The sequence below is a fragment of the Candidatus Hydrogenedentota bacterium genome (genome assembly GCA_013359265.1).
Classification (GTDB): domain Bacteria; phylum Hydrogenedentota; class Hydrogenedentia; order Hydrogenedentales; family SLHB01; genus JABWCD01.
In genome coordinates this window covers 1-23,884 of the sequence record JABWCD010000016.1, presented here as the reverse complement: position 1 = coordinate 23,884, position 23,884 = coordinate 1, and the positions used below count along the sequence as shown (strand labels likewise).

The 23,884-nt window shown below is 60.2% G+C and carries 19 protein-coding genes; 3 read left to right on the top strand and 16 right to left on the bottom strand.

Annotated features, from left to right (window positions below; all coding sequences use genetic code 11):
* Nucleotides 1–35 precede the first annotated feature (35 nt).
* From HUU46_14795 to thyX, 4 genes are all read right to left on the bottom strand, one after another.
* Nucleotides 36–812: an MBL fold metallo-hydrolase gene (locus HUU46_14795; GenBank protein NUM54912.1), complete on the bottom strand. Its 777-nt coding sequence runs from the start codon at nucleotides 810–812 to the stop codon at nucleotides 36–38.
* A gap of 291 nt (nucleotides 813–1,103) precedes the next feature.
* Complete coding sequence (locus HUU46_14790; protein ID NUM54911.1) at nucleotides 1,104–2,084, bottom strand: PmoA family protein; 981 nt, start codon at nucleotides 2,082–2,084, stop codon at nucleotides 1,104–1,106.
* 91 nt (nucleotides 2,085–2,175) lie between these two features.
* Complete coding sequence (locus HUU46_14785; GenBank protein ID NUM54910.1) at nucleotides 2,176–4,269, bottom strand: fused protease/ribonucleoside-triphosphate reductase; 2,094 nt, start codon at nucleotides 4,267–4,269, stop codon at nucleotides 2,176–2,178.
* A gap of 58 nt (nucleotides 4,270–4,327) precedes the next feature.
* Nucleotides 4,328–5,110: an FAD-dependent thymidylate synthase gene (gene thyX, locus HUU46_14780; protein ID NUM54909.1), complete on the bottom strand. Its 783-nt coding sequence runs from the start codon at nucleotides 5,108–5,110 to the stop codon at nucleotides 4,328–4,330.
* Between the two features lie 451 nt (nucleotides 5,111–5,561).
* Here thyX and HUU46_14775 point away from each other — a divergent pair, with 451 nt between their 5' ends.
* A complete protein-coding gene (locus HUU46_14775; protein ID NUM54908.1) occupies nucleotides 5,562–7,349 on the top strand; it encodes a hypothetical protein in 1,788 nt (595 codons plus the stop codon).
* On the opposite strand, the gene HUU46_14770 is transcribed toward HUU46_14775, so the two are convergent.
* From HUU46_14770 to HUU46_14730, 9 genes are all read right to left on the bottom strand, one after another.
* The gene (locus HUU46_14770; GenBank protein ID NUM54907.1) at nucleotides 7,350–7,988 is read right to left on the bottom strand and encodes a phosphoribosylglycinamide formyltransferase; all 639 of its coding nucleotides are present in this window, start codon (nucleotides 7,986–7,988) and stop codon (nucleotides 7,350–7,352) included. It lies immediately after the preceding gene.
* A gap of 14 nt (nucleotides 7,989–8,002) precedes the next feature.
* Nucleotides 8,003–8,854, bottom strand: coding sequence for a hypothetical protein (locus HUU46_14765; protein ID NUM54906.1), 852 nt, complete (start codon nucleotides 8,852–8,854; stop codon nucleotides 8,003–8,005).
* Between the two features lie 19 nt (nucleotides 8,855–8,873).
* Nucleotides 8,874–9,131, bottom strand: a complete 258-nt coding sequence (locus HUU46_14760) for a hypothetical protein (protein ID NUM54905.1) — start codon at nucleotides 9,129–9,131, stop codon at nucleotides 8,874–8,876.
* A 48-nt stretch (nucleotides 9,132–9,179) separates the two neighbouring features.
* Nucleotides 9,180–11,120, bottom strand: a complete 1,941-nt coding sequence (gene nadE / locus HUU46_14755) for an NAD(+) synthase (protein ID NUM54904.1) — start codon at nucleotides 11,118–11,120, stop codon at nucleotides 9,180–9,182.
* Nucleotides 11,121–11,249: 129 nt separating this feature from the next.
* Nucleotides 11,250–12,113, bottom strand: a complete 864-nt coding sequence (locus tag HUU46_14750; GenBank protein NUM54903.1) for an NgoFVII family restriction endonuclease — start codon at nucleotides 12,111–12,113, stop codon at nucleotides 11,250–11,252.
* Between the two features lie 64 nt (nucleotides 12,114–12,177).
* A complete protein-coding gene (locus HUU46_14745; GenBank protein NUM54902.1) occupies nucleotides 12,178–12,927 on the bottom strand; it encodes a hypothetical protein in 750 nt (249 codons plus the stop codon).
* 81 nt (nucleotides 12,928–13,008) lie between these two features.
* Nucleotides 13,009–14,472, bottom strand: coding sequence for a nicotinate phosphoribosyltransferase (locus HUU46_14740; GenBank protein ID NUM54901.1), 1,464 nt, complete (start codon nucleotides 14,470–14,472; stop codon nucleotides 13,009–13,011).
* Nucleotides 14,469–15,044, bottom strand: a complete 576-nt coding sequence (locus HUU46_14735; GenBank protein ID NUM54900.1) for a nicotinamidase — start codon at nucleotides 15,042–15,044, stop codon at nucleotides 14,469–14,471. Before HUU46_14735 ends, HUU46_14740 begins: the two co-directional genes overlap by 4 nt.
* Before the next feature lie 5 nt (nucleotides 15,045–15,049).
* Nucleotides 15,050–15,682, bottom strand: a complete 633-nt coding sequence (locus HUU46_14730) for an NUDIX hydrolase (protein ID NUM54899.1) — start codon at nucleotides 15,680–15,682, stop codon at nucleotides 15,050–15,052.
* Nucleotides 15,683–15,750: 68 nt separating this feature from the next.
* Between HUU46_14730 and HUU46_14725 the strand changes: the two genes are divergently transcribed.
* Complete coding sequence (locus tag HUU46_14725) at nucleotides 15,751–18,828, top strand: DUF2339 domain-containing protein (protein ID NUM54898.1); 3,078 nt, start codon at nucleotides 15,751–15,753, stop codon at nucleotides 18,826–18,828.
* On the opposite strand, the gene HUU46_14720 is transcribed toward HUU46_14725, so the two are convergent.
* The 3 genes from HUU46_14720 to HUU46_14710 form a co-directional block, all read right to left on the bottom strand.
* Complete coding sequence (locus HUU46_14720; GenBank protein ID NUM54897.1) at nucleotides 18,818–19,810, bottom strand: Gfo/Idh/MocA family oxidoreductase; 993 nt, start codon at nucleotides 19,808–19,810, stop codon at nucleotides 18,818–18,820. The two genes, HUU46_14725 and HUU46_14720, sit on opposite strands and share 11 nt — an antisense overlap.
* A 29-nt stretch (nucleotides 19,811–19,839) precedes the next feature.
* Complete coding sequence (locus tag HUU46_14715; GenBank protein ID NUM54896.1) at nucleotides 19,840–20,304, bottom strand: bifunctional nuclease family protein; 465 nt, start codon at nucleotides 20,302–20,304, stop codon at nucleotides 19,840–19,842.
* Nucleotides 20,305–20,383: 79 nt separating this feature from the next.
* On the bottom strand, nucleotides 20,384–21,685 hold the full coding sequence (locus HUU46_14710) for a hypothetical protein (protein NUM54895.1): 1,302 nt from the start codon (nucleotides 21,683–21,685) through the stop codon (nucleotides 20,384–20,386).
* A gap of 188 nt (nucleotides 21,686–21,873) precedes the next feature.
* Between HUU46_14710 and HUU46_14705 the strand changes: the two genes are divergently transcribed.
* Entirely contained in the window at nucleotides 21,874–23,031 is a 1,158-nt protein-coding gene (locus tag HUU46_14705) for a YjgP/YjgQ family permease (protein NUM54894.1), read from the top strand.
* Nucleotides 23,032–23,884: the final 853 nt, after the last annotated feature.

Below are 23,884 nucleotides of genomic sequence, written 5' to 3'. Positions count from 1 at the left end.
ATATGGCGCCGACCACAGCGCGCAATACCAAGTGTCTATAGGCTGAGCGACATTCCGTCTTCCGCGGCAACTACCTCTACGCCGAGTTCGTCCGTCAACGATCGCGCAACGTGCGCGGGCCCCGCTTCGAGCATACTCACGCCGAAATGCGTGAGCACAGCCTTGCGGGGCCGGACGCTGCGGACGATTTCCTTCACGTCGTCGACACACAAATGCATGATGCGCGGGTGCGGAACCGGGTCGAGAAACGTAACGTAGATTACGAGCACGTCGCTTCCCGCGTAGGCCGCGGGCAGTTCCGGAAAGTATCGCGTATCGACGAGGAACGAGAGCTTGGTCTCGCCAATGTTCAACGTGACACCGAACGTGTCGGTTCCGTGCTGGTGTGGAATGGACGTCGTAAATACGAGGTCGCCAAGACGGTACGCGTGGGACGGCTCGATCGTGACGATCTCGTCGAGGAAAGGCCGCAGGTAACTCAGCACGACGCGGTCCTCGCCTTCGAGGCACGCGCGCGGGGCGAACAGCGTGCCGCCCTTGTTGTAACCGCCGCCTGTCATCGAATCGATGAGAATATTCACGTCGCTGCAATGATCGATGTGGCTGTGCGTGAGGATGATGCCATCGAGATACGACGGATCGATGGGCGGGTCGGCCTGCGCGCAGCGCACAATCGCGCCGGGTCCGGGATCAAGATACACGCGCTTCCCGCACAGATGGAGATACACGCCGCCGGACGCGCGCAACTGCCGTGCGACCACCCAGCGGGAACCCGCCGTGCCCATGAACTTGATGTAATTATCGCTCGCCATAATTCAGTGAGTGCGTGTTGCAGCATATCAATTCGCGGCGGGGGCGGGGAAATGCTCGCCCTTTGCGATGTGTTTGCGGCGCGTCAACATGAAGTCTCTCGGCTTGGGGCGTGGCGCTCGACCGCGGACGGATTCCACATGCGCGAGAAACAGGCCATTGTCACGCGGACGCCCACGCGCGCTAATGCGCAGGTGCAGGTGACACAGGCATCTTCCCGGGCGCCAAGCGATGAAATAGCTCACCTTGAAATTCCCGCACACGACGCGGGAATTTCAAGGTCATGCTACGAATCACCAGTCGGGTTTCCCGGCGAGGGATTCCGCAACATTTCCGATGCCTGCTTCGACCGCGTCGCCTTCGTGGACAATGAGGCGGTAGCGGAGCGTGAACGACTCGCCGGGTTTGAGGGTATGCGGATCGTTGTGGGGCCACGACGCGCCGAGAAAGCCATAGTGACGGATCATCCAGCCGCGGTGCGGGTAACCCGGGTTCGACGGGTGTTGGACAATCGCCACGCCGCGCTTTTCTTTCGTTCCCCACGAGATGTCTACCCAAGTGGTTTCATGGGCCATGCGGTCTTCGGGAATGACGCCGTCTCTTGCGGTGAAGACGAACGGTTTGTTGTTCGCGTCGGGGCGAAAGCAGAACCCGCCGTATCCTTTCGCGCCCGTGCCCGCCGCTCCGGCCGAGGCATCGGAACCTTGGAACGTTGCGTCGGTTTCAGCAACGTTTTTGAAGGTCAACGCGAAATCGATCGCGCGCTGGCGATTCGATTCCGGGCGGACAACGATCGACACACGCTCGTCGATGGGCGCAGTCCCGCCATCATCGAACTTCCACAGGCTGTGTTCTTCGAGCCGGACTTCATTCCGGGCGACCGCGAGTTCGGCCCACGTCTCGAATACGCTGCGGCCCGTCTCCAACTCCCACACGTTGAGCTTTCGTCTGCCGACGCGGCAGTTCGGCCACGCCCAAAATACGCCGCGATGGTGGTAGTGATCTTTCGGAAAGTCCTCGGTGACGATGGCGCCATCGGGGCTGTACAGCGGGTGGATGTAGTTTGCGCGGCGAAAACGCGCGTCGACGCCTGCGGGCGGATCGACAGGCGCGTAGTTGTACACGAAGACGGGACTTCCACGGTCGAGCACGGTGACGCGCTTGCCGTCGTTGGAGAGTCCAAATGCAGACCTTTCCGCAGTCGAGCGCGTAGCGCACGACGCCGTGAGCGCGGCGGTAGTTGCGGTCAGGAAACTGCGGCGGTCGAGACGCATGGAACCCTCCCCACGGTATCACCCTCGTTCAACCGAATTCGGCAATTGACTGCGGACCGCGGCACGGTCGATGGCGCCCGCCAAGGTCGCGCTACACGCCGACGGGCGTCTCCACTTCTTTTTCTTTGCGCGTCTGCTGGCCGTTTCCACCGTTCGGCTTCTCGAACGAGAATTCGAATTCTTCCTGCGGAACGACGGCCGGCTCGATGGTCGGCAGCACCACCTCGCATTTCTCGCCATCGCAATACAGATCGGCCGTCTCCTTCGTATTGAGATTCTCGAAGTCGAGATCGCGGATGCGCGCGGCGGCGTTCACGAACATCTCCTCGGTGATTTCCTGGTACGGCGCCTGCGGGTAGTTGTGCTCGACGAGCGGAAGGAAGCTGATCGATTTCAGGCGCGGCTCGTACAATTCGAGTATCTTCGGAATGTCTTTCGCTTCCTCCGGCTTGAACGTAATCGTCGCGCTCACCTGGTTGTCCGCCCAGAAGTACTGCATCTGCGCTACGTTCTCGACCTGCTCCCAAACGGAAACGTCGGTTTTCGATCGTTCGAAGTCGGGCGATTTCACGGGGAAGTAGACGACGAGCGTGTTGTCGCCGTAGACCGAGTCCTCGATGCGATATCCCGCCCGCCGAATGGCCTCGACCAGGGGGCTCGTCTTATCGAGCCGTATCGTGCGGTAGTAGAACTCGGAGTGCGGATAGTGAATGCCGGGCGTAACGCCGGGCAGCAACGACACCGTGCCGCTGGGTTTGATGCTGGTTTTCTTGATGCTCTCGGGGATGCACAACCACTGCGCGTAAATCTTGTCGAGCTGACTGATGTATTTGTACCCCTCGTCGCACCACTCGAAATGCGCGCGGCGCCCGTGCTTCTCGAACGCCTGGATGATTCCGGATTGCGACAGGCCGATGCGGCGGTTGCGCAGCATGATCGCGTTGGTGCGTTCGTTGTGCGTCGGGACGAGCGTGACGGTCTTCGCGTACAGGTACGCATACTTGAGCGTGCGCTTGTATTCCTCGTAGTTATCGTGCAGGGACGGAAACGTCTCGACGAGGTTGCATATCTCGTAGGATTCGAGGCTCTGCTCCGCGCAGGGGTTCGTGCCGGCGACTTTCGCGTCGATCCAGTTGGGGCCGTCTTTCAGCCGGCCGAACGCCTTGGCGTTTTCGAGCCAGAAGTACCCCGGCTCGCCGTTTTTCGCGGTCTGTTCTCCGACTTTTTGGTAGTCCATGCCGATGGCCGCGGTGACGCTGTTGTTCGACGCCCACCGCCACGCCATGAGCTTCTCGTGGTTTTTGTCGGGGTCCTTCAACTGAAGGTACTCGCCGTCGTCGGCGCTGCCGAGCGCAAGTTCCGCCGTGCGGCGCACGCCGCCGGACACGACGCATTTACCGATCACGTTCATCAGGTCGGTAATGTCTCCGGAGGAGATGCGTTCGCCGATGCGCGGGCGCAACACGTCGTCGATATTCTTGATGCAATCCATTAACGGCGCGGGACCCGGAGCAATGCCGCCGAACGTGCGAATCGGCGAACCCGCGGGACGAATCTGCGAGTAGTCTACATTCACAGGCCTCTTGCCGCGGCCCGCGTACGATTCGAGAACGACGCGAACCAGTTCCACCCAGCCTTCTTTCGAGTCCTCGATGATATACGCGGCGTCGGACGGGCGCGGATCGTGAATGACGACGGAGCCCGCGCCTTTGGTGTCAAACGCGACGCCAACGCCGAGCAGCGACATGTCCATCAGGAAACAGAACGGCTCCGAGAAGTTGAAGCTGATTTCGTCGGTCGAGACGAACGCGCAATTGTTGAGCGCGGCGGACCCGCGTTCGTAGATGTAGTCCGTACCCATCATCCACAGGCCGCGTCCGGGAGGCAGAAACCGGAACTCCCACATCAGGTTGAACATTTCCTGCGCCGAACGCTGGGCTTTCTGGGTGTTCCACGGGAGCTTCAGGCTGCGGCAATGGTTCCATTGGATCGTGTAGCAGCCTTCGACGACGCGGCGGACGGTTTCCCAATACTCCTCGGTGCGGCCACCGTCGCCGGGCACGACACGCGCGTACGTGCGTTTGAAGGTGACGTAACCGAGCGGCCCCCAGTTGGGCTGTTTGCCGCGGTATTGATCGATGAACTTGTCCGACAGCGTGAACCGCTCGCGTGCGTTGAACAGCATATTCAGTCACCTCAATGCGTATTACTACCAACCCCAATTTATGCAGACAAAATTCCGTTTATACCTTCTTGTGCGCCGTTTTGACCCAGGGCAGGCCGTCGGCGATTTCGACCTCGTAATCACCCATAAGGCTCGGATAGCGGTCCTTCACCGTTTCGTACACCTTGCCAAACACGAGCCGCAGTTCCTCTTCGGCGTCCGGCGCGGTGCGCATCTCGATCACGTGGCGCAGTGCGCGAAAGTTGCACGACCAGCCGATCGTAGTCGCCACGCCGTCCGGCGCAATGCGGCGGAACGCGGAGGTGAGTTTCTTCTTTACGTCAAACTTCTTCTCGTCGTCAATCGCGTATATCCTCGCGAGGGACTGCTGCGCTTCTTCGAGCTGTTCGATGGTCCTCGCGTACAACTCCATCCCCTGTTCGCTCTCGCGAATGTGCGTGGGCACATACGCCGACAACTTGTCGAGCCGAACGAACCGGAGCGATTCCTGCGAGATCGCCGTACCCGCGCGGTGCCGCACCAGTTCGTGCGTGAACACGCGGCTTACGTCCGCGAAAATGAAGTTCAACACGGCGTGCTCGATGACGCTGCCGTGCCCGACCTCGAGCACGTGGCCAAGGTAATTCGCGTTCCCCTTTCGCACGCGCGTGACGTTTGGGTTCAAGCCCGGCTCGAAAGATCGGTAACAGAGGCGTCCGTACACCTCGCAAAGCCGTTCCGAACCCGACGGAGCATCCGTCGTCCAGCTTGGTGCGCCGACGTGCTCGAGGTAGGCCCTCAGGCCTTCTTCGACAACCGCCGTTTCGCCAACAAGAAAAACCTTTGGTTCAACAAACTGCATCTACGTATCCAAGGTGCTTAGCTAAAACATAACCAATTGCGAATTATACACTTACAAAATGGCCCACAAAATCGAGGACGGATGGGTGCGCGGTCGAGAACTAACATTGGCTTCCCCAGCGACGAACCCCCGCCAAGGGGTTGCGTCGAGCAACGGGCATAGTATCAGCGAACGCGGAAAAAATCAATATGCTGTATGATGAGAAACGGCACCACAATATATTGGGTTTATTGGTTCCGAAATCCCGCATATCCAGCGTCGGTTTCGCGAAGATATCCCGCTTTTCTCACCGCGCCACGACGCCGCAGTGAAAGCAAACGTCTTCGGTGCGGTGAGAAATGCTCACGAGTACGTCCTTGAGCGCATAGCGAGAGGATTTTGAGAATTATGGTATAAACGATGCCGTAGGTGTCGTGCGGAACACTTCCGCCAACCTTATGCGGAAGGGGCCATGGCAACTGAAACGAGCAGGGGTGAACGTGCGCTCAGGGATTTGCGCCCTGTGCGCGTTTTCCATCCCATGCTTCTCGCACTCATCCCGCTGTGGGGTACCTATGCCTATGATCGGAATGCGGGGCTTCTTCCATTGTCCGCGCTCGCGCGGCCTGCGGCGATTCTGCTCGTTGGCGCGATCGCGTTATGGCTGCTGTTCACGGCGCTGCGCAGGGACCGCTATCACGGGGGGCTCCTTGCGTCGGCCTTGATAGCTCCGATGATCGTGGTGTGGGGGGTGCTCGAGGAGGCGATCCGCGCCGTCATACCCATGTACGAGTCCACGTCACGATCGTTCTTCTACTTCGTGCTGGCCGTCGTGGCGGTCGCCGCAATCGGCGGCGCGGCGTATCGCTACCGCACGGACAAGTCCGCGCTTCGCAGCGCGCTGGTTTTCGTCATCGTCTTAATCGCTGTGAGCCTGGCCGCGGCCACGTTTGCATTGGCGCCCGTGTTCGGCCGGCGGGCCGCGTGGCTGATCACCGGGTACACGGTCGCAACCGTGCTCGGGTTCCGGGCCGTATGGAAGTACCACGGCGATTACCAGGCGGCCACGCGGTCCTTAAACTGGTTCGCATCGGTCCTGCTCGTGCTCTACACCGCGGTACTTGCCGTGAACCGTCCGGTACAACCGTCGGTCACGCCGCCTGAATTGCCGATCGCCGCGACGGCGACGGGCCTCTCTCGCGACAAATTGCCCGACATATATCTCATCGCGCTGGACGGCTACGCCCGCGCCGACGTGTTGCGGTCCGCATATGCGTACAACAACCTGCCGTTCGAACAGGAAATGAAGGCGCTGGGGTTCCGCTTCGCGGAGAAGAGCACGGCGAATTATCCGCAGTCGCTGCTTTCCCTCACGGCGCTGTTGAACGCGGACTACCTCGATCGCCTCATCCCGGATCAGTCAGCGCGGAACGATGCATCGATGGCCCACGTATTTGCATTCTACCACCACAACAGCGTCTTCGATGCGCTGCGTGCGCTCGGCTACCGCATCGAAGTGTTTTCGCCGGGACTCGAGTCGCTCGAACCGCGGCGCGCGGACGTGGTGCGGCTCGAACCCGAGGGCGCCATCGGCGAATTCGAGATGGTGTTGTTGGACCGCACATTCGCATCACGCATCATGCAGGCGTATTACTATGTCCGCTACCAGAACCCCGCGTACTGGAGGTACTCGTTCCGGCGCGCGCGCATTCTGTACGCGTTTGATGAGATGGCGCGACGGGCAAAGGAAGACCACGGGGCGCCGCGGTTGGTTTTCGCCAACTTACTGATTCCCGAACCGCCGTACCTGTTCACGCGGGACGGCGGCCGCGCGCAACCCTACGGCCCCGGGTCGTTGGGCGGAGACCGACGGTTTCGCGGGCTCGAATCGGAGTACCGCGAGTCCTATCTGGGACAAATCCACTACACGAACGAACGCTTGATCGAGACAACGACAAAGATCATCGAGTCGTCGAAACGGCCCGCGCTAATCATCGTGCTCTCCGGGCGCGGCGCGCCTCCCGCGCTCGAGCGACAGGCCGGTCCGGCAGAGGAAAGGTTCCGAAACCTGCTGATGGTCCGCTTCCCCGAAAATACCGCGGCAGCCGGCGAATGGCGCGACGATTTGAGCCTCGTCAATGTCTTCCGCGTGGTGCTGAATGAGACTATCGGCGCGCAGTTGCCGATCCTGGAGGACAGGACCCTCGTTCCACAGGAAGACGGACCTTTTCGGACGGAACCCGCCCGACCGGCGCAATGATCACCTGGCGCGAATGCGCACGCGCCGGCCCTCCACCGTTACTCGCCCCTCGGCAATGAGTTGGATGGCCTGCGGATAAAGCTCGCGTTCCTTCGCCTGCACGCGTTCGGCAAGGGAATCCGGGGTATCGTCGTCGAGAACCGGGACCGTTCCCTGCATGATGATGGGGCCCTCGTCGTACTTCGCATTGGCGAAGTGTACGGTGCACCCGCTGACTTTCGCACCGTACGCGATGACGGCTTCGTGAACATGGTGGCCGTACATGCCCTTGCCACAGAACGCAGGGATCAGCCCGGGGTGAACGTTGAGCACGCGGTTCTCGAAATCGTCCGGGATTGCGATCAGGCACATGAACCCGGCCATCACAACAAGGTCCACGTCGTGCTTGCGGATTTCGGCCCACACCGCGTCGCTGAACGCCTCCGCCGTTTCGAACTGCTTCCGCGCGACGAGAATCGCGGGAATCCCGTGGTTGCGCGCGCGCTCCATGCCAAATGCGTCCGCGCGTGACGCGATGACGCACGCGATGCGCGCGTCGAGCGAACCGTCGGCGATGCGGTCGATAAGGTTTTGAAGGGTCGATCCGGAGCCCGAGAGGAGTACGGCGAGCGACAAAGTACGTGGCGTGTTGTCCGGCATGTAAACTATCCGCGTTAGTGAATGAAATGGGACGGCGCGTTTGAATCGATGGCCGCCGCAAACTGCGCCATTTCCGGTTCCGAGAGGCGGCGCTTCAATATCGCCAGGTAGTCTTGCCAGTTAAAGCGGAACAGTTCCACCTCACCTTGCGCCGTGGCGCCCGCGGACCACTGAAGATTGGGATCGAAACGAAGCATCACGCCAAGAATCCCCGGCGCCGAGACGATTCGCGGTGGGAAGTTCGTCTTGACGACGCGGACCGCGCCTCGCAGGACGATGTAACCGGTCGCGCTGCAGAAGTCGTCCTGCTCAAACAGCACCTGTCCATCGGACAGCGTGCGGCGCTCGACCACCGATTGCAGCACCAGGCTCGCGCGCAGCCTGATCCGTTCGGGCAGGCCGGCAAACAGAGAAAGCTTGATGATGGTGTCGTCGCCGAACCGCTCCCAAACGCTGCGTTCTATGGCTTCCAGTACGGCGTCCTGCTCGGCTGCCGGCAGACGCTGTTTAAGGCGGGCGTAAAATTCCTCCCACGCAAACTTGAGGGCGGTCGCAGGTCCGTGCGCGCTGACCGTGGCCGTACGTTGCGCGCGGGGATTGAATTGCAGCATTTCACCTAGCAGCGCCGGGGCGCTGACGACGACATCCGGAGTTCCTTCTTTATGCACCGCCACTTCGCCAGCGAGTAAAACGTAACCGTCCCGGCCGCCGAGTGCGCGCACTTTTATAAGCGGCTCGCCATCCGAATACGTCGCCGGTTGCGACACATCGAGAAGCGCATCGATGACACCCGACATCGCACTCGCGGATAGTGAACGAATCAGGGGAAGTTCACGAAGTTTCGTCGAATACTCGGATGAATTCATGCTGCCCCCCGGCCCGTTCCTACGATCGCACCCATACAATAGCGCCCATGATTGCCGGAAGAAAGAGAATTACCCAGCCGGCGGCGTACACGCAACCCGGCGGCGAACTCTCGGTGATGGGCTGGCCGCCAAGCGAGCCCGTGAAATTCGCCAATTCGTCGGGGAACCAGATGAGCGCCAATGGGAGAACATAGAACATCGCCCATTTGAATGCGTTCTCGTCGCCGGAGTAGCGGTAAGCGGCGGCTACAAACGACGCCGCAACTATGAGGGACAAGACCCTTCCAATATTGCGTGTCATCGGTCCCCATAGCGCTTGGCAGTATCAGCGCCGCGTCGGTTCCAGTTTTGCACTCGCAAGATCGCGCAATTCGTCGTCGATACTTTGTGTAACGGGAAAGCGGAAGCCGGTCTTCGGATCTAGATCGAGGTCGAGCACTTTCATCGTCACGGGCAGTTGCTCGCGTTTCCACTGGCTGTAAACGAAGAGCTTCCCGAACCGCGCGGTCCATTGTTTCAGTTGATCGGCCGAGTGGCCGGGGTGGCGATGCACGAGAACGCGCCAGCAGTCCGTGAGCGACATGCGCCTGCGCGCAAAAAGATAGAGCAAGTCGTCGAGCACGACGTAGGGCATCAGGTCCGCTTCGTCTTTTTGATCGGGCGCGAGCTCGGCGCTCGGCGGGATATCGAGGATTTTCTGGATCGACTTGATACCGTCCCTGTGCGCAATGTGTTCGATGAGCCGCGAGACCAGCGTCTTCGGCACGTTGGCGATCGGCGAATATCCGCCCTGGTTGTCGCCGCCGGTGGTCGTATAGCCGACCGCGGCTTCGCTGAGGTTGGACGTAACCAACAGCAACGCGTTCGCGCTGTTCGCCCAGTTCAGCATCATGTTGCCGCGGACCCGCGCCTGCAAGTTCTGTTTCGCGAGTGCAGAAACCTTCTTCGGGCTGCCGGCCATCTCGCCCGCTTTCTTGAGTGCGATTCCCGACTCCTCCTCGATGGACACGACCTTGAACGGCACGCCCAACTCGTGTGCGAGCGCGCGGGCCGCGTCTTCCGTCGCTTTGCTGCTGTACGCCTTGTTGGGCAAGTACACCGTCTCGACGCGGTCCCAGTGCGTCTTCTTGTCTTTACCTTCGCGCAATGCCATCGCCGCGTGTACGGCCAGAAGCAGACACAGCGCGGAATCGCGTCCGCCGGACAGGGCGACCAGAAACTTGTCGAACGCGCCGACTTTCTCGAAGTAATCGCGCAAACCGAGAACCAGCGCGTCGAACAGTTCATCCAGATACTTTGTCGCATCGTTCACGGTCCACGACGCGCCAGGCACATAGAAACTCTTGGGCAATTGCGCGGCGTAGTCCTTCACCGACGCGGGGATAAATGTACCGTCGCACGCGTCGACGAGTTCGATGCCGTCGCGCGTACCCGGCGCCGTAGCGTCCAGCCGCCACGTCGTGTTTTCCGAACGCTGCCGCGCGATGTCGTCGAGATCGACGATGCCGGTGGTGAGTGTCCAATACTGCTTGGACAACAACGGCCCCTCGGCGACTACGCCTTCCGGCGTGGCGATGATGCCGCCGCCGTCGAACACGAGGCGGCTGTTATCGAGCCCGAGGATATTCGAGTACGCGTACACGCACGCGAGGCTGCTCGACGCGCCAAGAATAAGTTTGCGGCGGTGTTCGTTTTTCAGCGGCGTAAACGGCGAGCCGCTGGCGTTGCAGATGATTTCCGCGCCGGCACGGGCGCGTGCGTGCGCCGGCGAATTCGTCGACCAGAGGTCTTCGCAAATCTCCGCGCTCACCTTGCCGAACGGTAGATCGAACACGAGGTCGCCCGCGGGCACTCCGCCCGCCTCGGTGACGCCGCGCCGCCACGCGGTCCAGTTGCGCCCTTCGTAAAAAATGCTGTAGGTCGGAAGATATTTCTTGAGTATGACGCCGCGCAGCTTCCCGTCATGAACGAGGGCGGCGGCGTTGTACATGAGCGAGTCGATGCGCACGGGCAACCCGAAAAATGCAGTGATCCCTTTGCACGCCTTCGCAAGATCGAGCAGCGATTCCCAACTGCGCCTCGAAATCTCCGGCCACCACACGCGGTCTTCGAGACTGTAGCCCGACACGCATAGCTCCGGCGTCACCAGAAGGTGCACCTTCCGGCGCTTCGCCTCGGCGATAATCGCCTTTAGCCGCGCCGCGTTCCCGGCAAAATCCCCCACCTTCACCGAAACCGCCGCAACACCTATGCGCACCAATCGCACTGCGAGTGTTCCTTCTTAACCTTTTTGCGAAACGCACGACACGTTGGAAGTCGACTTTGTGACTAACACTTCACTCTACACCCTATTGGCAAGTCCTCACGAGTTTTATCCAATAATTGAGCTTCGACATTAGACAAGTTGCCATTTATCGTCTTTACGAACAATTCTTCCCTGCCTTGCAAGATACAACTGCGCATGCCGTACTCTGTGGCGCCATTGCGCTTGAGGCCACGCTTGACCCCGGATCACGAGCTTCATTGTATCGTCGCACAAGTCCGGATGAATTGCTTTCATTTCCGCGTATATACCCTTCGTATTTCGGGGTCCCCGCCTCAAGATGTAGACGATAGTGTCAGCAAACGCCGCATGTGCACTCAATCCCTCTGCCCTTACTCTGAGAATTTCCTCGTCCGCCATCAGAAGTTTCGCCTCAAATTCTTCACGAAGCCGTGATTTTAGGCTCTTTTCGGCTTTCTGCTGCATGCCCTTGAGTTCAGTTACAATCTCATCGAAAACCTTAAGCTGTGATTGCTGGATGACTGTTCCAAGTGAATGATACTGCGTTAAGTCACATCGTATCCGCCGAACCAAACGCTTATCGGTTAGATAAATTCCGTACTCAAAATTGTGGCTTAGGCCGCTATCCGTCAGGTTTCCGGAAGTTACGATCGCAGTACGTTCATCCGCCACGTACACCTTGGCATGAATTCTTGGCAAGAAGCGTATATCCATGTTTGGCAGCGCGCCACATAGTTCAAGGATGGACTTTACATCAGTTGCTTCGCTCAACATGTTCTCGCGTGAAAGATCGGTGAGCAACTGCACCGAGATGCCCGTGCGGTTTCTTTCCCGAAGGAGCGTAAGAATTCGCTTACATGGCCCCTTACCAATGTAGGGGGAGCATACTAACAAATTCTTTGACGCTTGACTCAGTAATTCGTCAAAGGCCTCGGTCCATGGAGAGACCAGAGCTCTGTTCGTTACTTTCAACAATTTGTGCTCTCAATTCCTATTGCAGTCACAGTAAGTCCGGCATCGACTGGTCACGTCTTGATATCTATTGAGTTAGAACCGATAGAACTTGTTCGAAGCGGGTGTAGACCTCCCTGACCTTTCTCTGCTGATACCGAAAAACATGTCCGCCCTTCTTCTGAGGAATAAGTTCATAGATCAACCAAGCTAGATCCGCTCCCTCCTTGGGGACTTTCGCCATATTCGGTAGCGCGCTAAAGAATCGCTTGTCGATAGCCAAAGCCAGTTTCTTTTTCAAGCGATGCACTACTACGCCTTTTGTCAGCAGTCGCTGGTTCAGGCGCTTGCGTGATTCGGAGAATTGATCTTGTACTGGACAGATTGGTGCTTTTGGGAGCTTCGGTAAAAGCTCGTCGCGGGAGACCAGCGTATGATATGCCTCTTGCATCTCCAATACACCAAAATCAAGAGTTGCGCCAAACCCGTCATACGCAACCAACACTAAGTCGAAAGTTTCTGCTGAATTACCTATTGGGTCACTCAACGCTACCTCTGTCAGAGAACTCCATTTTGTGCCTGGCGGAAAGAAAAACGAAGCAGCATCAACAGCGACAATCCAGTCTTGCCTGAAGCGTTTCGGACAGACGATTTCCGGTTCGCCACCGTGGTACATGCTGCATATACCTAGGGGGCTCACTGCCTTTTGCCATGTACAACTCGGCAAATCTCCGTTATACGGGCATAGCCGGTTAAAGCGATAGCGCTCCGCAACGTCTGTCATGTCGTTGGCAACATGACCAAAATGTTCGGCCAAACGATGTCTTGATGCGGTCATATTTCTACCTTTGTCCGTTCATAGTATGACTTTTCGGAACAAGCATCGTCCAGAAACCAACGGACAGCAATGCATCTGGAATCATTGGTTATCCGGGTTCTTCAACAACTCTTCCTTCAATTCGCCGATCTTGGTCGAGAGCATGACTTTGTAGATTTCGGGATTGCGCAGACGCTTGTATTCGTCGGGGAGCATGGCGCGTTGGGCGAGGTATCGCGCGCGAATATCGCGAATGGGCAGTTGGGGCCTGGTGCGCTTGCCACTTTCGAAAACGGTATCGAAGAGCACTTCGGCGCGGGCCGTGTTGCGCAGACGTGTCTCGCGGTGCGGGAGCGTTGCGTCGCGGCCATCGATGCGTCCGTCGTGCGGATAGGTTTCGTCGATATCGTACAGCACGTCGCCGAGCGGCGTATCGTTCGGATCGTAGTAACGGACGATTTGCTTGCGCCCGGGGTTTGTCGCTTTCGAGATGTTCGAGGAAATCTTGATGCGCGGTTGCCACGCGCCGCCGTCGCCGATCGCGACGAGTTTGTACACGCCGCTCAACGCGGGGCTGTCGCTTGCGGTGATAAGGTGCGTGCCGACGCCCCACGCGTTGATCTTCGCGCCCTGCCGCTTCAGATCGGCGATAAGGTCTTCGTCGAGATCGTTCGAGCCGACAATGAGCGGGTCCTCGAAGCCGGCTTCGCGCATCATGCGATGGGCGATCTTGCTGAGGCGCGCGAGGTCTCCGGAATCGAGCCGGATCGCCGGGCGCACGTTCGATCCGTTCGCGCGCATTTCCTTGAACGTCTGAATCGCGTTGGGAATGCCGCTCTCGACCGTATCGTAGGTGTCGACTAGCAGCACGCACCGCTCCGGATAGTTCCGCGCGAACGCGCGAAACGCATCGAGCTCGTTCGGAAAACTCATCACCCAACTGTGCGCGTGCGTGCCCGCAACGGGAATGCCGTAAATCTTCCCCGCGAGCACGTTGGAGGTCGACGAACAACCGCCGATATACGCCGCGCGCGACCCGCTGAGGCCGCCGTCCGGACCGTGCGCGCGGCGCAGTCCGAATTCCATGACCGGGTCGCCGTCCGCCGCAAGGCACACGCGGGCCGCTTTTGTGGCGATAAGCGTCTGGAAATTGAGCATGTTGAGCAGCGCCGTTTCGAGGAGTTGCGCCTCGAATATCGCGCCTTCGATTTGAACGATCGGCTCGTGCGGAAAGACCAGCGTGCCCTCGGGCACGGCACGGACGGTACACGCCGGTTTGAACTGGCGCAGATGATCGAGAAAACCGCTGTCGAACATCTTGAGCGATCGCAGGTATTCGATATCATCGTCGGCAAAACGAAGGTGTTCGAGGTAATCGAGAAACGGACCCAGCCCCGCGGCGACGCCGAACCCCGCGTTCGGCGGCAGATGCCGGAAAAAGTACTCGAAACAGACGCGGCCTTCCGCGCGATGCTCCTTCAGATACCCGGCCATCATGGTCAATTCGTAGAAGTCGGTAAGCAGCGCGAGGCCCTCCCGCGTGCGCCACGGGTGCGATGGATTCATGCGATTTCTCCGGAAACTATAACGTGCGCACCCGCTGACATCATCGCCTCGATCGCGGCGCGCGCCGTGCCCGGTGGAATATCCACGCCACGGCACAAATCGTCGATGACGTACGTCTCAAACCCGTTGCGGACCGCGTCCAATGCCGTCGCCTTGACGCAGTAATCCGTAGCAAGACCACACACGAACACGCGGCCCACGTTTGCGTCGCGAAGCGATTCAGCGAGCGCCGTACCGTCGAACCCGCTGTACGCTTCCTTCGACGCATCGGTGCCCTTGCTGACGATCATCGCGTCATCCGGCAAGGTCAAATCGGTATGGAACCGGGCGCCCGGCGTATTCGCGACACAATGCGCTGGCCAACTCTTGTCAACGTATTCCGGATGATCGCTGAAACTGCAATGGTTCGCGGGGTGCCAATCGCGCGTGAACACCGTGACGGAAAACAAGGGCAACAACCTGTTGATCCCCGCCACGACACCGTCGCCATCCGCGACGGCGAGCGCCCCGCCGGGACAGAAGTCATTTTGAACATCCACCACGATCAGCGCGTCGGTGGGATTGATATTCATCGCGGTCACCCCTCGTCGCCCGCCGCGCGGCTCCGCAGAAAACGCTCCGCATCGCGCCAGAGCGCGTCGAGCTCGTCTTCAGTATACCGCTCCGGGGTGGACACAAGGCGAGCGCCGGGATTGGCGAAGTGCGTGCACAGGCGTTGGACCGCGACGCGCATCACTTTATCGTGATCGAACGCAAGTTGTGGCAGTTCATCGAGCGAAAACCACGCCGCGTGCGCCGCGTCATCGCCCGCGCGGACGGGATGGTCCCGGTGATCAATCAGCGCCACGTACACAACGGTGGCGCACCATCCGCGCGGGTCGCGCCCCGGGTCGCCGATGGTGAACAACTGGCGCAGGTCAACGTTGGAAAGTCCGGTCTCCTCACGAAGTTCGCGCGCGCCCGCCTCGTCAACGGGTTCCTCTTCTTCCACCCAGCCGCCCGGAAGAGCCCACGTGCCGATAAACGGCGGTTGCCCGCGTTCGATCAGGAGAACGCTCAACGCCCCGTCGTGCAGCGTAAACACGGCGGAGTCGGCGGCAAGTATGGGACGCGGGTGCGAATACGTGTATGCGGCAGATGACATTCGGCCTCCTGAATTGTTCACACCATAGTGAATGCGGCGCGCCGCGTGTTTCCACTTCGCGCGCATTCGTTGCGAATGATCTCCGGCTGCCGTATGATCCACTGGGGTTGGTCTAAGGGGATTCGGGGCCGTTCATGCACTACGACGACGAATTGCAGGCGCTCCGGCGCGATCTCGACGATCTGTTGAACCGCGCGGCGGGTTTGAAGAACCGCATCGCGGCAGTCGAGCGCGAGATTAAACTCGAATCCATCTCGCGCGCGCACGCGGAACCGCCCGTCGAACCGCAGGCCCCCGCGGCCCAACCGCCGCCATTGCCTCCGCTTCCGTCAACGACTCCGGCCAAAGAAGCCGCGATCGTCATTCCAACCCCATCCAAGGTGTCGGCGGCGGAAAGCCCTTCGTTCACGGCCGCCCCGGAAAAACCGAAGGCGAAGGAATTCCAACGCGAAGCGGAAACCGCGCTGCCGCGAGCGAGTGTCGAGGAGCGGATATGGAAGTATTGGATGCCGCGGGTCGCAAGCGTCGTGTTGGCGGTCGGCGTGGCGTGGGCCTTGTATTACGTCGGTCCGCTCACGACGCCGTTGATGCGCGTCGGCTTTGGGTATGCCGTATCCATCGCGTTGATCGGCGTGGGCTGGTGGCTCGAGAAGAAGTATCTCCAATACGCCCGCGTACTGTACGCCACGGCGATTGGAGTCAGTTACTTCGTGTCGTTCGCCGCGCACTACATCTCCGCCGCGCGCGTCATCGAGAGCGAATCCGCGGGTATCGGCCTGCTCGTGACGGTTGTCGTCGCATGGGGCATTGTCGCGCAGGTGCGCAAATCAAGAATCGTGGCGACGCTCGTAACGATGCTCGGCCATTTGACGATGGGGTTGGCGTTCTTCACGACCGGCGATCTCGCGAAGTACTCGATCGCCGGCGTTGCCATTCTCGGCTTCGGCAGCGCGTTCTTCCTGCTGTACAACCGCTGGTACTACGTCGCCGTCGTGGGCCTCGTCGGCTGCTACCTGAACGATGCGCTATGGACGCTGCACTTCCTCGACGCATCGCCGATTCCAAGCTTCCGGCTTTCGTTCGGTTTCCTGTGGGTCTACATGCTGACATTTGCGCTCGCCGAATTGTTCTGCGGGGAAGACCTGCGGCGCTCGACGATTCCCACCAAATTCCGGACCATGTTCGTCACCACGAACACCGTCTTCTTCTTCGTCCTCGCCACACTGACGCTATTGCGGTACGAGGACATGTATGAGGCGTATCGGGACGATTTTCTCGCGTTGTACGCCGTAGTGCTTTCGCTGATTGGACTGGGGTACTTGCGGCTGCGCAAGGCCGATCCGCTGTACAACGCGTATCTTACGAAAGCGGTATCCGCATTCACGCTGTTCCTGGCGGTGCGCTACGGACAGGGCACGCTTACCGCGTCGATGGCGGTCGAGAGCGTGGCGCTGTTGTACTCGTCGCGCCGCTCCGGGCTCGTGGTCACGCGCGTGCTGGCGTTCGGCGTCGCGGCACTGTCAATCGCACACGGACTATTCATCGTATTCACCACGTGGTCCGTGCCGTATGCCGATCCGCTGTATTGGCGCCGCGTTGTGGAATCGGGACTCGCCGTGGCGGCCTTGTTCGCGGCGTCGCAACTGTATCAGCGCACGGACTGGTCGGTGCGCGCGCCCAAGACGCTGCCGTTCTCCCGATCCACAATCGATTCGCTCTGGGACCTCGATCTCGTCGCGGGACCCGGCACGCAGGGCCGCAAGAAACCGTACGGCGGCCTGCAATTCCCATTCGTGTACGCGATGGGCGGCTGCATCTTGTACTACGCGTATGCGACGATGCTGGTGCACGACGCGCACCGGGTCGCGTCGTTCGCCGCGTTTGTGGTGGTCGTGACACTCGCAGGCTGCGCACTGCAATCGCGGCCGTTCAGCCTCGTCGCGATGTTGGGGCTGCTGCCAACCGTGGCAGGCACGATACTTTCCACGGCGGGCAAGGACCAGACGCCGCACTGGTTGATCGCGATCTCCGTGGGAACGATCGTGGCGGCCGCGGTCTTCGCCGATCGGCGCATTACCGGCGAGCGCGAGGGCCTCGCTTTTCACCAGATGCGCGCCGCGCCGTACCTCCTGTATTGCGCGTCGGCGCTTATGCTTGGCGTGTCCGTCATCGCGCACGCCGGCACAAACGTGCGCGCCGCGCTTTACCTGGCAATTGCGGGCGCGGCCGCGACGGCGCTCGTCGTCGCGTTGCACCGGCGCGCCGTGGCGACTGCGGCGATCATGCTGCTCGCATTCAGCACCTTGTCATGGCTGAGCGAGTGGAAAGCTGTCGCCTCGGGCGAATGGCACCTGTGCGCCGTGGCAGCGGCGGCCGCATGCGTATTTGCAGACCGGTTCTTCGCGCGCGGCGGGGAACCGGCGTTGTCCCCGTGGGGATCGGCGGCGTTGGTGTTGAGCTGGCCAATCGCGTTTCGATACGTGGCGTCGCTCGGCACGGCGAGCGCCGGCGCGCCCATCGAGGGATTCGGCTACTTCGATTCCGACTGGGAGCCGTTTGCGCTCGCGATGGTGTCCTTCGCGTTCGCGGGATATGCGGCGCTCACACGTTCGCGGACCGCTATCGCACTGGCTGCATTGAACGGGGCCCTCGTTTCGTTTGCGGCCGTCACGGAATCGTATCGCGCCGTTGACCGACCGGGTACGCTTCCACTGGTGTGCGCGTTCGCCGCTCTCGCCGTGTTCTGGGCGCTATGCGAACAAATGGTTGCGGGATCGAAATCGAAGAAACTCGAACCCTTCGTCGATCCGTTGTGTGGCGTCTGCGTAGGCGTAGCATCGTTGTTGCTCGTAATCATGATTGAACGCGTGCCGAGCCTCTCCGCGAACTTTCTGGCAATCAGTTGGGGCGTGCTGGGAATGGCGCTGTTTGGAGCGGCGCTGCTCACGTGGCAGCGGTTCTACCGCTACGCGGCGCTGGCCGTGTTCCTGTTGGGCATTGCGCGTCTCTTCTACGACGCGCGCAATCTCGAGGGTATCTATCGTCCACTGGCCTTCATCGGTTTGGCAATACTCATGCTCATCGTGAGCTTCGGCTATTACTACGCCTCGAGATTGATCGACGCGCGCAAATTCAACGGCAATGGGGACGGTGATGGCGCGCACGACACGGCCCCGCCACCGGTCCCACCCGCGCCGCCGCCTACTCCATGAGGTCAAAGCTGCCGGTGGTATTCCTCGCGAGGAGTTGCGCGAGGCGCATGGCTTGCACGCCATCCGCAATTGTCACCGATGGTGCGCGTTCTTCGATGCAGGCGCTCGCGAATTCCTGCATCTCTCCTGCGTAGCCCTGTAAAAAGAGGGTGTTTTGTTCCGGGTTCGGTATCGCGAAGTCGGGACGCAGCAGTTGTACGTCGTGCAAGTCGGACGTGAACAGCTTGGTCGGGCTGACGCGCCGGTGGTATTCGAGTTCGATCACGTTTCGGACGACGACGACTTCTCCTTCACCGGTGATCTCGACATGCTCTTTCACGCGCGGTTCCTGGCTGCTGGTGACGAGCGAAACCAGTGTGCCGGACGCGGAGACCGCCTGCACCGTGAACGTGAATTGCCCCGCCGTTTCCGCGCGCTCGATCGACATGCGCGCGAGTTCCCCCGCGAAGAACCGCATCAAGTCGAGCGTGTGTACCGTCATATACACAAGCATCCAATGCAGGTCGGGGCAGTTCCAGTGCGCGTACTTGATGGACACATGCGTCGTCTTGCCGAACGCGCGCCGCTGCGCGAGTTCGCGCGCCTGCCTGTAGCGCAGCGCAAAACGCTTCATGAACCCGACCATGCAATGGCGGCCGTTCGCGCGCGAGGCCTCGGCAATCTGCATGGCCCCCGCCAGATCGTTCGCGGGAGGCTTTTCGACGAACACGTTCAGGCCCGCGTCCATCGCGGCGATCGCCGCCGCGCGATGCATATCCGGCGGACCGCATGCAATCACCGCGTCGATCGTCGGCCCGCGCAGCATTGCGCCGATCCCCTCGAAGTCCGCTTCCGCGCCGAATTGGCGCTTCGCGCGGAGGCGCCGCTCCGCGTTCGTGTCGCAAACGGACACCAGTTGGATGGGCGCATAGTGGAGCGCGGGCAGGAGGTACATCAATGCGTGTTGGCCACAACCGACAAGTCCAACGCGCAACTCACGCATTACAGGAACCCTTCACGAAATTTCCGCGCTCACGAATCGAACTCAGGGTCTTCGCCTTCTTCGTTCTCTTCGGAACCGCCAAGAATCGAGATGTCCTGCGACGCCGCGTCCATGACGACTTGCGTAGCGTAAATTGGCGCGTCGGTCCTGCAGGCGATCGCGATGCCGTCGCTCGGACGCGAATCGACGCGCAGCACTTGCTCGACTTGCCCGCCGGACGATTTCTGTTCGATGTTGACGTGCGCGTAGAAGGTTTCGTTTTCGAGTTTATAGATGGTGACGGACTGCACCGTGCCGCGCAGGCCGGCGAGCAGGTTGCGGATGAGGTCGTGCGTCATGGGACGGCCATAGTCTTTGTTCACGAGACCGGCGTGGATCGCCTCCGCCTCGAACATGCCCACTACGATCGGGAGAACGCGGTCTTCGTGGCGCAGCAGCACCACCGGCTGGTGGTGACTGTCCATGCTCACGCCCATCACATCAAGCTTAATCATGACCGATCTCCTTCCGGCGCATCTTATACCCCGAAAGGCGGTCGTGTCACGTTTTGAGTTGGAACGGTTTCCCGTGTCGCTACGCGATAAAGTTCAGCAACGCGTCGGCGGCGTGGCCGCGTCGGCCATCGGCGTAGCTAAAGGACGCGCGTTGGGCAAGTCTGTTCCCGCCCCTGGCGTGTTCGTCCACGTTCGCGTATCGCAAATCGATCTGGCTAATCCCCGCCTCGGCGAGTGACTGCAATTCTCCGGGTTCCGTCTTGCCGTTGCCGTTGTCGCGAAAGACGAGTAGCTTGTCGAAGCCCTTGTCGTTCGCGTCGATCACGCCGTCGCCGTTTGAATCGAGTTTGCGCAGTTCCTCGAAGCCGTTCGCCGCGCCGTGCTGATCGCCGAACAGTTCGCGGCCGCTATCGATTAGGCCGTTTCCATTGCGGTCGAGGGCCAGAAATGCATCTCCGCCGTTTACGAACGCAGTAGCCGCCGCCTTGCCGTTCCCGCGAATATCGAACCGCGCGCCGTCGTTGTGGTGTGTGATCTCAAACCCGTCGCCGTCAAGGTCGAGTACAATCGGATCGGATTGCTGCACCTGTGTGAATTCCACCGACTCGAAGCTGAACTCGAGTTGAAGCGAGAAGCTCGTCGCCTGCAACCGCGCGGTCCCGTTCGCCGTGCCGGACGGCGATCCGACCAGACCGAGGCCGGTCAGGCCCTCGTATAGCTCTTGGAAGCGGGTCTGAAAGTCGTCGGTACTGTTGTTGAAGAAGGCGTCGAGCAAGTCGAAAATCTTGTTCAAGACATCGTCACTGTCCGTCAGCGCTTCGTTGGTGAGTTTCAGCAGTTCGTTGATTCCGTCCGCGCTGTTCGCCTGCTGCAATTCTTCGGACGCTCCGGCGAAGCTGTTCAGCGTGGCGCCGGAGATCGTCAGCGAAAACGAAAACCGCTGCGCGACAAGGCGGCTCGCCTCGAGGTACTGCGCGCGCTGCCCGCCGGACAGTCCGTCCGCGACGGCATCCGTGCGGGAGTTGAATCGGACCAGTTCCTCCGTACGGGACTCCGCGAGGAACTCGAAAGTGAGTTGCTTCGCGGTGGCCGATGCCGTTGTCTGCTCGCCATCATTGGACAGCTTCGCCGCGGCTTCGTGATACGCGAGGCTCAGCGACAACCGCTCGACCTGCGATCGATACACAATGCCCTCGAACTGATCGGCGATGGCATTCGAATGATCGGAAGTGACGGCGTCTTCTTGCTCGCCGCTGGCAGCCGCGTCGAGCGGTCCGGTCTTCGAGAAGAGCGGCCCTTGGCCGAACAGCGGAAAGTGCGCGGTGAACGGCTTGTTGAATAACGACGGATTCAACGCCGATGACAATACGCCGGTACCCATAGCGGTGCCCTCCGGGCCGTGAGCGGCCCTTCCCCTACGTCATCCCTTAATAACGCCGTACTCCTTATCGGCGGATGCGCCGCGGACTTTAGCCCGGTGCCGGCCGCGCGGATCGGGAAAAGTGGTGCGGTACCGCGCGCCCCGCGTATAATCGCGCAAACACGTATGGGGCGCACCGCGGCACAACTATGCTAACTTCCTCGCCTTCGGCGGAGCCGGGCACGCGTGGATTTCGCGTCGTCTTCGATCGTTTGAGCCGGTATTGTCTGTCGGAGATCGCGGTGCCGGCCGTGTTGGCCATGCTGATTATCGGGTTCGTCGGCGTCGCAAACGAGCTCCGCGAACGCCGCCAGGTGATCCAACTCGAATTCATTGACGCGTGGGACGTCGCGCGCCTAATCCTGTACTACAGCCCAACGCTCGTCGCGTATCTGGTCCCGATCGCGTTCATGATGGGCATCCTGCTCGCCTTCGGCAGGCTCGCACAGGACAATGAAATCACGGCGATGAAAGCGGCGGGCATCCCGGTGAAACGACTCGTCGCCCCGGTCGTCATCGTCGGTGCATTGCTAAGCGTCGCGACCTACTTCCTCCAAGACCGCGTCCAGCCACGCGCCATTGGCCGCGCCAACGATCTGCTGTATTCGGAATTGCCGCAACGCATCACACTCGACGTGCTGCCGGTCGGAGTCATGAACGAGTTTGGGGGCGTGCGCGTCTATTTCAAAGACCGCGATACAGCGACGAAGACGCTGCGCGACGTCGTCGTCGTCAAGCAGGAATCCGGGCGCGACACGATCTACTACGCCGAGAAGGCGGAGTTCCAACCCACAGGCGAACGCGCCCAACTTGTCCTCACCAAGTGTCACATGGTACAGCCGCAACCCGGTGACGACGTGACCACACAGTTCTCCGAAAATGTCATGGTCCCGTTGACGGCGAACCCGCTTGCCCCCGCGCCGGGGCGGCGCGAAGAAATGACGATTCGGGAACTGATCGCCGACGAAAAAGAAACGGAGCGGCGCTACAAGAGCAACCGGTCGAAACCCAATGCCGAAGATTTGCGCAAAATCCGCACCGAGATTGCGAACCGCGTTACGCTACCGTTCGCGTGCCTCGCGGTGAGCCTCGCCGCGGCGCCCCTGGCCGCGCGCGCGCGGCGGGGCGGGCGTTCCTACAGCTTCGCGATCGGCATCCTGCTGCTCGGCGGGTACTACCTCATGCGTATCCTTCTCGAAACGAAGTCCGTCCACCCCCTGGAAGACTACCTCGTCCGCGGATTCCTGCCAAACGCCGTGCTTGCCGCCCTGGGAGTGTGGGCACTCTGGCGCGTCGACCGCGTGTAGTGACGGAACATAGTGTTTTCCCCTGCGCAACTTCGATTCCGACTCCCTCGAGCGCGCGGCTGCGATCGCAATGGACGGAATACCTGCGGCGCCGGGGCAATTACGTAAATTACGTAGTCGCACAATCGATCCCGCAATCTACTCGTCCCTGCAAATAATCGCGTGCGGATTTCTCGTAATCGTAATCGTCCTGTTCCGAAAGTAGACCTTTAGAGCCTCTAACATTAATGCCGAAACCCCTTCAGGGTACATTCTGGTTGGTACCCAGGGTAGCCCCGCCTACGTCGAAGCGACTTCGGCGGGCCAACCCTGGGCTGCGCGCCGAAACCCCTTCGGGGTAAACGCAAAGACGTCGTTATTGCTAGAAGTTCTTAAGACATCCAGATCGTGTTGCTTTGAAATACGAGATTTCAAATCTGAAATTGCATTTTCATGGCTTCTGACTACCCGAAAGGGCATGACGGCTACTCCGAAAACGCACCGTTCATTCCGCGCGCCAATGGCGCAACGCAACCCTAGCCAGGGGGATCGCCCGTGGAAATTGTCCACGCCCCTTTCACCGCGCGCGGAAAGCGCACCGCTCAAGTCTTCATAATCTCAGGGGGAACTCTGTTCATGACGACTCGTAATCGCACACTCGATTTGCACCGCCCCAAAGTGATTCATTTAGACGTAGTCGCAGGACGAGCAGCGAGCCGAACGGCATAGAGGAGGAACACATAGTAAACAAATAGTTCGCGGAACTCGGAAATGTGTAATTCTTTAGCCGAGTGAAGCATTTATGGAAACTGCCGATAAACATAATGCTTGGATTCAGTCGAGGGACGGAGGTTTTGGTGACCCAGCAGACGGA

What these genes read in the sequence shown, in the direction of transcription:
- HUU46_14795 (NUM54912.1), bottom strand. Translation starts at nt 812, where the DNA reads ATGGCGAGCGATAATTACATCAAGTTCATGGGCACGGCGGGTTCCCGC.
- HUU46_14790 (NUM54911.1), bottom strand. Translation starts at nt 2,084, where the DNA reads ATGCGTCTCGACCGCCGCAGTTTCCTGACCGCAACTACCGCCGCGCTC.
- HUU46_14785 (NUM54910.1), bottom strand. Translation starts at nt 4,269, where the DNA reads ATGCTGTTCAACGCACGCGAGCGGTTCACGCTGTCGGACAAGTTCATC.
- thyX (NUM54909.1), bottom strand. Translation starts at nt 5,110, where the DNA reads ATGCAGTTTGTTGAACCAAAGGTTTTTCTTGTTGGCGAAACGGCGGTT.
- HUU46_14775 (NUM54908.1), top strand. Translation starts at nt 5,562, where the DNA reads ATGGCAACTGAAACGAGCAGGGGTGAACGTGCGCTCAGGGATTTGCGC.
- HUU46_14770 (NUM54907.1), bottom strand. Translation starts at nt 7,988, where the DNA reads ATGCCGGACAACACGCCACGTACTTTGTCGCTCGCCGTACTCCTCTCG.
- HUU46_14765 (NUM54906.1), bottom strand. Translation starts at nt 8,854, where the DNA reads ATGAATTCATCCGAGTATTCGACGAAACTTCGTGAACTTCCCCTGATT.
- HUU46_14745 (NUM54902.1), bottom strand. Translation starts at nt 12,927, where the DNA reads ATGACCGCATCAAGACATCGTTTGGCCGAACATTTTGGTCATGTTGCC.
- HUU46_14740 (NUM54901.1), bottom strand. Translation starts at nt 14,472, where the DNA reads ATGAATCCATCGCACCCGTGGCGCACGCGGGAGGGCCTCGCGCTGCTT.
- HUU46_14735 (NUM54900.1), bottom strand. Translation starts at nt 15,044, where the DNA reads ATGAATATCAATCCCACCGACGCGCTGATCGTGGTGGATGTTCAAAAT.
- HUU46_14730 (NUM54899.1), bottom strand. Translation starts at nt 15,682, where the DNA reads ATGCGCGCGAAGTGGAAACACGCGGCGCGCCGCATTCACTATGGTGTG.
- HUU46_14725 (NUM54898.1), top strand. Translation starts at nt 15,751, where the DNA reads ATGCACTACGACGACGAATTGCAGGCGCTCCGGCGCGATCTCGACGAT.
- HUU46_14720 (NUM54897.1), bottom strand. Translation starts at nt 19,810, where the DNA reads ATGCGTGAGTTGCGCGTTGGACTTGTCGGTTGTGGCCAACACGCATTG.
- HUU46_14715 (NUM54896.1), bottom strand. Translation starts at nt 20,304, where the DNA reads ATGATTAAGCTTGATGTGATGGGCGTGAGCATGGACAGTCACCACCAG.
- HUU46_14710 (NUM54895.1), bottom strand. Translation starts at nt 21,685, where the DNA reads ATGGGTACCGGCGTATTGTCATCGGCGTTGAATCCGTCGTTATTCAAC.
- HUU46_14705 (NUM54894.1), top strand. Translation starts at nt 21,874, where the DNA reads ATGCTAACTTCCTCGCCTTCGGCGGAGCCGGGCACGCGTGGATTTCGC.